Origin of the sequence: Acinetobacter baretiae, from assembly GCF_015627105.1 — a bacterium.
Classification (GTDB): domain Bacteria; phylum Pseudomonadota; class Gammaproteobacteria; order Pseudomonadales; family Moraxellaceae; genus Acinetobacter; species Acinetobacter baretiae.
On sequence record NZ_VTDM01000043.1, the window covers coordinates 1 to 9,862 of the forward strand.

Here is a 9,862-nt window from a genome sequence, read left to right on the forward strand (position 1 = left end):
TATTTGAAGCAACGAAATAAGATTGAAACATTGTTTGGTTTGTTGAAAGCTAAATACAACTTAGTGACAAGTAAGGCGAGAAGTGTTCAAGGCTATTTAGCAGGAATTTATGCATCTTTATGTGCGTATCAGGTTTGTCATAAGAATAAGCCGAACATTCGAATCATCGGTGCTTCGGCTTAAACAGGATTCGGGTTAGTGTTAGTTCTTCTTCTTTAACCTGAATTATTTGTTCTTCGATTAAACGATGTAAACAGCCACTAGATATAATTGAATTATTTTGAAGATATAAGCTTTGAATTAATTCAATATTTCTTGAGTCAGAAAGGAGTTCTTCGATTAACTCTTCAGTAATGTCGTCAGTTAACAATAATGTTGTAGGAGTTTGCATAATAATAGACATAATATTTAACATTGATGCAACTTTATTTGAAACTCTAAGTGATATAGTTTCATAAGTTATATTATTATTTTCATTTAACTTATCTTTCAATCTATCTTGCAATTTAGTCATTAAATTTCTCCAACTTTCCATTTTTAATTGCATTAGATAGTTTTTCATAAATTTGTTTTTTATTTGTAGGTTCTTCAGTACAAGAATCTTCCCATAAGCAATGTTCTTTCAGTTGATAAACTACATTATATTTATGATTTCCCAAATCAAATAGCCATCTGCTTGCTAACGTGGATCCTGCTAAATTATCAGCAGTTTCTGCAACTAAATAAGCAGATCGTGTATCTAAAGAAAGTAAGCTATTCAGCAAGATTTTTTCTACAAATTGATTTAACAATTGAGCTCTTGATGTCCCATATTGCTTAGCTAATAGGTCTAGAACTATTAAGTCATTCTTATCTACACGAATATTATATTTATTAATATTCGGTTTATTCAATTCGATAGTCTTTTTAGAGGATTGTTGAAAAAACTCTCTATTTATTTCTAAAGAATACATTTTATTAGTACCTTAATTTGCAAGTTTACGGTTAAAAGAGTCATTAAAATAAGTGGTTATCAATGTTCCACGAACATCAATAATTGTTACTCCTCCACGTTTTTTCAGAGCCTCCAAAATACCAATAATTTTGTTTATATCTTTAATACCTAAGATTACTTTCTCACCTTTTACATCTGGTTTACCAAAATTATTGGCAATATTTACAATATCTTCATTAATTTTACGCTCTTTCATTCTTTTAATAGCATGGTGAGTAAACTTCATACTTTCTTTCCTCTCTGAGATAAGTCAAGAATAATATGTAAATAATAAAAAGTCAAAATATGATTAAATAAAAAGTCAAAATATGATTAAATAAAAAGTCAAAATATGATTAAATAAAAAGTCAAAATATGATTAATAATACTTAACATAATGGATAATTATGCGAAGTCGTATTCAATATTCCATTTTATTTCAGTTACTTAAACATTTTACATAACGCAAAAACTAAAACAAAAGCCGATATGGAAACATGTCGGCTTTTTTATGAGCAAAATTGTCACTTATTGCCTATGATTTAGATTAAAAAATGCACGATTTATAATTTTATCTTGGTTTTTCAAATCTCAATTTTTCAGAAATTACCCACATTTTCTGCAAATAATTTGATTGCATTATGTATTCGATCGAATACAATAAGGGTAAGATAAAAAGGAATGCTCATGATTGAAATTAAACGTCTACCTGAGTTTGATGATTGGTTAGATGGTATTAAAGACAATATGACCAGAATCCGTTTAAATCGTCGCTTAGATAAATTTCAACGTGGAAATTTTGGTGATATCAAACATTTACAAGATGGTGTTTGGGAAATGAGAGAATTTTTTGGTCCTGGTTGGCGGATGTACTACATCAAACACAATGATGTCGTCATTGTAATGCTAGGCGGTGGTGATAAATCGACACAACAACAAGATATTGATCGAGCCGTCAAACTCTCACAAACATTGGAGAATTAAAAATGGTTAAAGTTGCTGATTTACCAAGTTTTGATATGGCTGAATCCCTCAAAACTGAAGAAGATATTGTGATGTACCTCAATATGGTGCTTGAAGACAATGATCCTGCTGAATTAGCACATGCATTGGGTGTTATTGCAAAAGCAAGAGGAATGACTCAAATCGCCAATGAAGCGGGTATTGGACGTGAAGCATTGTATAAAGCATTACGCCAAAACTCAGCACCTCGCTTTGATACAATTAATCGTGTCGTAAATGCCATTGGCTTAAAACTGACTATTCAAGCACCATAAAATAATTAAAAACTAGGGCCATTATTGTCCCTAGTTTTCTCTTGTCGATACTTATTCTGTTGTTCTATTTCTAATGTCCTTTGTTTATCAAGTTCAGCTTCATAATATGGTTGATATAACATTTCACGGTTTTCTGCACGGATACGGTTAATTTCTGCAGTCATCTCTAATTTTTGTTGATATCGCTCAGGATCACTTTCTTTAGCGTAACGAATGGCTTTATTCATGATGGGTACGTCTTTTAATTCAGTGCCATATTTCTTGTTGTAGTCTTCATTAGATAAGCAACTCACAAAGCTTGGAACTTCAATGCTAAAGCCTTGGATCTCAACCTTCTTGGTTGGGGCATGTAATGCTAAGCTTTGGTTAATCAATTGCTCAGTGGTTTCTCGATAGAGCTGAAACTGCCCCTTTCCTAAGCCTAATACATCTGCAGTCAGTTTCTGAGCACCCCCTTTTTCAGGTTGTTTGGGATTATAACGTTTAAAAAACTGCTCAAGCGTACGATCAATACCATCAACATGGCGTTCGCTATACATGAGGTGTAAATGGGGCTGTTCTTCACCACCCAAACCCCCGGCATGGCTGTGAATGGAACAGGTATAGGGAAATTGGTAACGATCTGCAAATTCAGCAATGAATTGTTCTGCCAGTGTGACTCTCTGTGCTGTAGTTAGCTCTTTAGGCAACGCAATCACTAAACTCGAGCTAACGCGGCCATTCTTGCGCTCATATAAATCTGCTGCTTGCCAAAATTCAGCGGGTTTTCCTTTAGCAAAAGTGGGCATATTGCCAGATTTTACAAACTCAACTTGCTCATTACTGTTTTCTTTATAACGTGCAAATTCTGCAGTACGAGTAATGTAATGAAAGCGTCCTTTAGCTGTACTCTTATTTTGACTTGAACTGGTACTTGTAGTCGGTTTTTTTATGATGTGTTCAAGATTGCAATAAAACATCGTTTTAACTCAGCCGTTCGCTTCACAAGATTGAGTATGATAGATCGATTTAAAAAAATACAGTGCTCATCTTTGGATAAAAGATCACAAAAATTCTTCTATATTTTTTTATATTTATAATCAATGATTTAAAAACCTCGTAGAGCGAAGGTGAAGTGTTTCTAAATATCCTAAAATAACTTTGTTATTTTAGGATATTTAGAAACACGGAAACGAGCTAAATATTAAAATATAATGTTCTCACATTTTATTTTAATATTCCCACGATGGTATATGATGATTGAGGTATATCCATTTTCTACTCTTTCAATGTTCGAGAAAATTATGCCTCAACGTGGTCGTCCAGCTAAAGTGCTTTCATCTGCTGATTTAGATGAGTTGTGTTTATTTCTTCAAAATTTGCCCTTCAGAAAAAAGAATCAAATACGTGCTTTGGATCTCTTACAAAGAGTTGAGCAAGATTTTGATGAAGCTGAAATGAAAGTTTTAAAGTTAGCTGACCGGGAAAAAAGTCTTCATCAACAGCGATTGACTCTTCTTCATGAAATTCAGGTCAAAGCTAAAAATACGCAGAAATTGGATGCCAATGAAGCTGAAATTTTTGAATTATCTGCTCAATATCAGGATCAAGAGGTGTATTTTCGTTTACATCGGGCATTGGAATCGTATCAAAAGTTGCATCAGGCGTTGTTAAATGACCGTATACGGCTCCAAAATGAGCGTAGACGGGATATATTAGCGAAAACGAGTAAAAGCCCTACAGAGGCTCAAAAACGTCGTAATGAAGAAAATAGGCGTAAATATGAGGTAGGCGGAGCTGTACTTGCTCTTTTTAAGGAATTGAATGTTGATATTGAATCAAAATCAGCTGAAGTACTCAAAAATATGCTGAAGAATGAAATTCTATTTACTCACCGAATTAAAAGAACTGAAATCTATAAACAATCTCTTGAACTCACTAAACATACTGAACAAGCAAGAGTGTTATTTTTACAGGCTTTAAATGATTTACCAACTTATACCTTGTCAGATGAAAAAATTCATTTGGTGCTTTTAAATAAGAATTATCAGTTGTTACTCCAGAAAATGGCAAAGTAAACCTTCGAGCAGTGCGCAGAAGGTTTATGTCAAAACGGTCTTGGATTTTTGTTCCTGATGACTGCTTTTGCTTTTACGGTATTTCAAAGTTCCGTCGAAAATGGCTATCGTGATAGATCATAAAAACGCTAGTTTTTTAAACAAAAAAATAGCGAAGCGCCTTTTTTTATATATTTTAATGTTTTTAAAGCTTTTAGTACTATATATAATATTGATTTTATTAATTTATTTTTCTTATAAAGATAGGTTTATGGGGTCATAAAGATAGGTTTATGGGGTCATAAAGATAGGTTTATGGGGTCATAAAGATAGGTTTATGGGGTCATAAAGATAGTTTGTATGTTGACTATTTAAAATAGTTTATTTATAACCTATCTTTAGACTTAAAAAAATTTATTAGTATGATGAATAACAGTAAAATTGTGGTTAAAGACAATGCTTTGATTGATGCATCTTTCAATCTATCGCTTGTTGAACAGCGTATTATGCTATTAGCTATAGTAGGGGCGAGAGAGTCTTTAAATCTTACTCCCGATGTAGGCATAGAAGTAGCTGTAAATGACTATATTAAGGAATATAGTATTGAAAGTAATAATGTATATAGTCATATTAGAGAAGCAGCAAAAACTTTAAAAAGAAGAGAATTCAGTTATTTAGATAGATATAAAGGTTATGAAGCATTAACCACAGCTAACTGGGTAAATCGGGTTACTTATGTTGATTCTAATGGACTTGTAATTCTATATTTTAGTCAAGAAGTTATTAGTTTAATTAGCCGACTTAGTGAGCAATTCACAAAATATCATATAAAGCAAGTTTCTGATTTTAAAAGTAAATATAGCATACGTCTGTATGAGCTAGTGATAAAATGGCTTACTGTTGAAAAAACAGAAAAATATAGTATAGCTTCTTTGAGATCTAAGCTGGGATTAGAATATGACGAGTATTCAACAATGTCTAATTTCAAATCTAATGTATTAGATAAAGCAGTAAATGAAATTAATAAACATACTGATATCACGATTGATTATGAACAGTTTAAAAAAGGTAGAATTATTACTGATATTCAATTTAGTATTAAGTCTAAAGTAAAATCTAAACCATCTAAAGTAACTAATCAAACAGCATTCCATCACATGACTGATGCTCAAATTAATATGTTCGGTAATCAACTTGCTCAGCTACCAGACTTAGCTTATTTAGCTGTAGGTAATGAGAGCTATGAAGCATTAGCAAGTCGTATTAAAGATATGCTTCAAGATCAATCTAAACAAATTCAGTTCATACCTTATCTAAAAACTTTGGGATTTTCTGCAAAATAATCATGTAGCCTAAAATGTCTACCATGATGTAACCTAGTAGACATAAGTTTACATAGGGCTACATGGTGAAATCGCTATCTGTTATTGAGTTATCTGAGCTTTATAAGTTAAATAGACAAACTATATATAAACGTATAAAAAAAGGGGACTTATCTAAAAATAGTGATGGTAAAATTGATCTATCTGAAGCCATTAGAGTCTTCGGTGAACCTACTATTCTCCCAAAGGATGATGTAGCCCTGTTACATGCTAATGGGCCACAAAAAGAGACAGAAGTAGACATCTTAAAACAGCAGATAGACATCCTTAAAAAGCAGTTGGATCTAGCTCAAGAGCGAGAAGTTTTTCAGCGTGAACAACTTCAGGCTAAAGATGAACAAATTCAAGCGATACAGTTCTTATTAAGTGAGCCAAAGCGTAAAGAGAGTATAACGCCCCAGTCTGAAGAAGATTTTGGAGTCGAAAATAAGGCTGATCTAAAACAAAAAAAAAGATTTTGGAGTCGTTTATTTATGCCAAATGGATAAGTAAAAAAATTAGAAAATGTGTTATGATATATATCAAAGATATATATCAATTGGTGGTGATTATGGAGTTTGCAAAAGTATTCCAAACAGGACGTAGTCAAGCAGTAAGGCTACCAAAGGCATTTCGCTTTAATGAAAGTGAGGTTGTGATTAAGCGTTTTGGTAATGGCGTGTTACTTTTACCGAAAGAAAATCCTTGGGAAATGATGTTGGAAGCCGTTAGTGAGTTTGAGGTGGGATTTCAGATCGAACGTGCGGAACAAACTGAGCAGATTCGTGAGGAATTTTTTTGATGTATATGCTCGACACTAATATCTGTATTTATATCATTAATAATAAACCCCTACACGTTTTTGAGAAATTTAAGCAATTTGAACTTGGGCAACTTGCCATATCAAGTATTACTGCTTCAGAGTTGGCATTTGGTGTAGAAAAGTCGGGATCTGAACGTAATAAACAGGCACTTAATAAGTTTCTTACACCTTTAGAAGTATTGCCTTACGATGACCAGACGATCTGGCACTATGCAAAACTACGTCAGGACTTACAGTCAACAGGTAAAACGATAGGTAGTTTGGATATGCTAATTGCAGCTCATGCTCTCGCTTTAGATATGGTCTTGGTCACTAATAATTTAAAAGAATTTGAACGTATTAAAGGACTTAAATTAGAAAACTGGGTGTAGCAAGGTTACCTTCATAATAAAAAATTGTTGACACAAAATTTAAACCAATATAGAGTCTATCTAAGTTAAGTTAACTCTATCTTTGGTTGTTTTAATATTACTATGTCAAATATTTGTATTGAAAAAAGTGATTTTTATAAGCTTTCTATAGCTACTCAAAATGAAATAATTTCTTTATTTAAAAATAAAGCTACCTTTTCAGAGGGTGAGTATGATGATCAAGGTGAGTTAACCAAAAAACAAGTTTATGAAATTATCAGTGGATTATCTGAAAAAAGCCGTAATGTTTTAAAGGCAATAGCAAGTTTTCATAAAAATAATATTCTTTTTGATAATCTTTTAAATGTATTAGGTACAAATGAAAAAGAAATAAAAGGCGTTTGGTCTGGATTAACAACTAGGTCAAGAAATATAACAAACGATCCTGAATTTTTATTAATAACATGGTTATGGAATGAGGATATTTGCACTATGAAATTTCATCCAATTACATATAAATATATAGTTATGTATTTTAAATGAATTTTCAAATAGCCATCTTTAAATTAGTTAAATTAAATCAAAATCTTACTAAAAAAAGGAAAATGTAGTTATGTCTTTTAAATTTACTAAATTAGTATCTTTGGATGAAAGAACTCTTATTATGTATGAGGGTGAGAAATTTGAAATAGAAAAATATATAGAGAAATATATTCCAAAACAGCTAAATATTGCTATTGAAGTCAGTGAAACATTAATATTGTTTCCTAATGACGCAAGTTTAATTGCATTCATACTCAACGTAGGAAAAGAAATACCAACTTCAGAAATTAACAAAAAACAAGATCAGTTAATCACTCTTCCTAAAAAAGTTTATAATAATATTTATGTCATAAGTATAAATCAAAGTGGAGTATTAGTCTTTGCAGAAACAGAGGACAATTTTCTAAAAGCTGATGAATAGTTACTGATTTTGTAGACACCTTTTAGTTAGAAAAAATGGGAAGTTAAATAACTTCCCATAATCAGTATTATGTTAATTTTAAGAAAAATAACAAATAACTTTTATTTTCCATCATCCCAACTATTTAGGAAATTAGCAAGAACGTCACCATGACAGCAAAATGGTTTACAAAAACATCCTAATCTTTTTCCTGCTAACTTATATACATCTTCTTTTTTTGCTTTTAATAAAAGATCTCTATCAAAATCATACTTAAAAGAGTTTATAACATTTTCTCTATCTTGATCATCATGAGTGGTCATAGAATATGGATTACCCCAAGTAGATCCTCGACCTATATATTCATATAAATCACTTTTTCTAATAGTTTTATACTTTGTATCGACATCTATATTAATAACTCTAGTAATTTTTATATAGATGATTCTTAAAGGAATATTTAATAGTCTAATAAATTTCTCTTCATCATTAAAAGTTTCATTATCTTTAAAAATTAGAGCATGTGTAAATTTTTCTTTTTTCCAATTTTCTAAACAAGAAATACCAAGACAGTTTTGATTTTTTTCTTTATATCTTTTTAGTAGTTGATTTGAATTGTTAGTAATTATTTCAAAACTTATAAGACTACTACTAATTCGATCTAGCTTCCTTTCTAATTTTGGATAACAATTAAACTCTTGGGGTAAAAGAACTAAAAGCTGATTCATTTTTAATAGAGATCCACAATAATATGTTGTCTACTATTGTATTTTTTTAAATACTCAATAACTAAACTACGATGACATTGATGTGGAAAATGCTCACTGCATAGTAAGCAGCTATCTTCAAATTGTAAAAGATCAATGTACTTTTCAATATTTCTTTGAGCCATTAACGTCATAAATTTTTCTTCATATTGAGACCATATAATTTCGCCTTTTTTATAAGGTTTTAAAATTTCTTCTGTAGGTGCTAAATCTGGTATATGTTCATAGTCACAATTACATATTTCACGTAAGAAAAAAATTAAGTCATTTTTTTTTGCAAATCCTGAAAGTTGAGAAGCATTATTCAGCCTAACATCAATAATTTTTTTGACTTGATTAGATTTGAGCACGTTAAAAAAATTATTAGCAGTTTTTTTAGTAAATCCAATAGTATATATAGTCATATTTTTACGTACCATTATAAAATAATAGATGCTACCAACTTATAAGAATGATTATTGAAAGGTTCACCAAGACTAATACATAAGATACCTCTTGTTAACTGAATTTCTTTGTTATTATTAAGTATCTTATCAAACTCTCTATCTGTAACTGAAAAATCATAATTCAGCCCATTATACATAAAAGCAGCTCTTCTACGCAGCTTACCATTGTATTCTTTATAATAAAGTACCAAATCTTCAACATTTATTAAGTATAACGACTGATTTATTATAATATTTTTTTCTTTTATATCGGTATAATTTATAGAGTCTCCATAGCCCCATAGATCTGTAGGGTTATCTAAGTAATAATTCAGATCTTGTGGAAAAATTCTATAATTATCAAACAACCCCCTATCAAGGATAGTATAGTTTTCAGGTTGATGATTCTCTAATGGAACGTGTTTAGACACATAAAAACCTACTTTTTGTAAAATTTTAAGTGGCCATTTTTCACGTTTTTTAATATTAAAAACCCTTGTTTTATAATTTGGAAGTGCTGATCCTTTCTCACAATTTACAAGCCGTATCCATTTACCTGTTTTTATACATTTACCTGCTACACAAGAACCACTATTTTTAATGGAGTTAGCAAATATTATTATTGTTTGCTCTCCATTATTTCTAGGAGTAAAAAATCGCTTGGTAACTACCATATACTTTGTCCTTATTTAATTGGAAATTCTAGTGTTAACCCGAATCCTGTTTAAGGATTTATTTGAAAAAGCCAAGGATTAGAGCCATAAGTTGAGTTACTAGACACGACTTACCACTCTAATCCTCATGACTGATATTACTGCTTTATTCTGTACCATTGATGATTTTTTTATAAAATTTGAATCCACTTATTTGAAATTTCTAAAACAGAATCAATACTTCAAACGAATAC

General features: G+C 30.9%; 16 protein-coding genes and 2 pseudogenes. 11 read left to right on the forward strand and 7 right to left on the reverse strand.

The features are described 5' to 3' along the window. Positions 1-183, forward strand: a pseudogene (locus I2F17_RS11860) (IS982 family transposase); the annotation flags it as partial. Here the strand turns inward: I2F17_RS11860 and I2F17_RS11865 are convergent. From I2F17_RS11865 to I2F17_RS11875, 3 genes are read right to left on the reverse strand one after another with little or no spacing between them, the layout of a single operon-like run. Beyond that, complete coding sequence (locus tag I2F17_RS11865; protein WP_211140082.1) at positions 164-514, reverse strand: hypothetical protein; 351 nt, start codon at positions 512-514, stop codon at positions 164-166. The pseudogene I2F17_RS11860 and the gene I2F17_RS11865 overlap by 20 nt on opposite strands. Further along, the gene (locus I2F17_RS11870; protein ID WP_211140083.1) at positions 507-953 is read right to left on the reverse strand and encodes a hypothetical protein; all 447 of its coding nucleotides are present in this window, start codon (positions 951-953) and stop codon (positions 507-509) included. The genes I2F17_RS11865 and I2F17_RS11870 overlap by 8 nt, the downstream gene beginning before the upstream one ends. A gap of 12 nt (positions 954-965) precedes the next feature. After that, positions 966-1,220, reverse strand: a complete 255-nt coding sequence (locus I2F17_RS11875; protein WP_211140084.1) for a hypothetical protein — start codon at positions 1,218-1,220, stop codon at positions 966-968. 440 nt (positions 1,221-1,660) lie between these two features. Here I2F17_RS11875 and I2F17_RS11880 point away from each other — a divergent pair, with 440 nt between their 5' ends. Next, positions 1,661-1,957, forward strand: a complete 297-nt coding sequence (locus I2F17_RS11880; RefSeq protein WP_211140085.1) for a type II toxin-antitoxin system RelE/ParE family toxin — start codon at positions 1,661-1,663, stop codon at positions 1,955-1,957. A gap of 2 nt (positions 1,958-1,959) precedes the next feature. Continuing rightward, positions 1,960-2,250 (forward strand): addiction module antidote protein, encoded by a 291-nt coding sequence (locus tag I2F17_RS11885; protein WP_211140086.1) that lies wholly within the window; start codon positions 1,960-1,962, stop codon positions 2,248-2,250. A 5-nt stretch (positions 2,251-2,255) separates the two neighbouring features. Here the strand turns inward: I2F17_RS11885 and I2F17_RS11890 are convergent, their stop codons facing one another. Continuing rightward, positions 2,256-3,209: a MobA/MobL family protein gene (locus I2F17_RS11890; RefSeq protein ID WP_211140087.1), complete on the reverse strand. Its 954-nt coding sequence runs from the start codon at positions 3,207-3,209 to the stop codon at positions 2,256-2,258. A 324-nt stretch (positions 3,210-3,533) separates the two neighbouring features. Between I2F17_RS11890 and I2F17_RS11895 the strand changes: the two genes are divergently transcribed. The 7 genes from I2F17_RS11895 (at position 3,534) to I2F17_RS11925 (ending at position 7,784) form a co-directional block, all read left to right on the forward strand. Next, a complete protein-coding gene (locus I2F17_RS11895; RefSeq protein ID WP_211140088.1) occupies positions 3,534-4,307 on the forward strand; it encodes a hypothetical protein in 774 nt (257 codons plus the stop codon). A 401-nt stretch (positions 4,308-4,708) separates the two neighbouring features. Continuing rightward, entirely contained in the window at positions 4,709-5,629 is a 921-nt protein-coding gene (gene repM / locus I2F17_RS11900) for a replication initiation protein RepM (RefSeq protein WP_211140089.1), read from the forward strand. Between the two features lie 65 nt (positions 5,630-5,694). Continuing rightward, on the forward strand, positions 5,695-6,156 hold the full coding sequence (locus I2F17_RS11905; protein WP_211140090.1) for a plasmid replication DNA-binding protein: 462 nt from the start codon (positions 5,695-5,697) through the stop codon (positions 6,154-6,156). Between the two features lie 62 nt (positions 6,157-6,218). After that, positions 6,219-6,449, forward strand: a complete 231-nt coding sequence (locus I2F17_RS11910; RefSeq protein WP_211140091.1) for an antitoxin — start codon at positions 6,219-6,221, stop codon at positions 6,447-6,449. Further along, entirely contained in the window at positions 6,446-6,841 is a 396-nt protein-coding gene (gene vapC / locus I2F17_RS11915; protein ID WP_211140092.1) for a type II toxin-antitoxin system tRNA(fMet)-specific endonuclease VapC, read from the forward strand. The genes I2F17_RS11910 and vapC overlap by 4 nt, the downstream gene beginning before the upstream one ends. Positions 6,842-6,943: 102 nt before the next feature. Next, the gene (locus tag I2F17_RS11920) at positions 6,944-7,363 is read left to right on the forward strand and encodes a hypothetical protein (protein ID WP_211140093.1); all 420 of its coding nucleotides are present in this window, start codon (positions 6,944-6,946) and stop codon (positions 7,361-7,363) included. Positions 7,364-7,433: 70 nt separating this feature from the next. Beyond that, positions 7,434-7,784, forward strand: coding sequence for a hypothetical protein (locus I2F17_RS11925; protein ID WP_211140094.1), 351 nt, complete (start codon positions 7,434-7,436; stop codon positions 7,782-7,784). Positions 7,785-7,885: 101 nt separating this feature from the next. Here the strand turns inward: I2F17_RS11925 and I2F17_RS11930 are convergent, their stop codons facing one another. The 3 genes from I2F17_RS11930 to I2F17_RS11940 are packed head-to-tail and all read right to left on the reverse strand — an operon-like array spanning position 7,886 to position 9,629. Then, positions 7,886-8,491, reverse strand: a complete 606-nt coding sequence (locus tag I2F17_RS11930) for a DUF4326 domain-containing protein (RefSeq protein ID WP_211140095.1) — start codon at positions 8,489-8,491, stop codon at positions 7,886-7,888. Between the two features lie 2 nt (positions 8,492-8,493). Continuing rightward, a complete protein-coding gene (locus I2F17_RS11935; RefSeq protein WP_211140096.1) occupies positions 8,494-8,934 on the reverse strand; it encodes a DUF488 domain-containing protein in 441 nt (146 codons plus the stop codon). Positions 8,935-8,948: 14 nt separating this feature from the next. After that, positions 8,949-9,629 carry a dual OB domain-containing protein gene (locus tag I2F17_RS11940; RefSeq protein WP_211140097.1) on the reverse strand — a complete coding sequence of 227 codons (681 nt, stop codon included), beginning with the start codon at positions 9,627-9,629 and terminating at the stop codon, positions 8,949-8,951. Between the two features lie 127 nt (positions 9,630-9,756). Here I2F17_RS11940 and I2F17_RS11945 point away from each other — a divergent pair. Further along, positions 9,757-9,862, forward strand: a pseudogene (locus I2F17_RS11945) (IS982 family transposase); the annotation flags it as partial.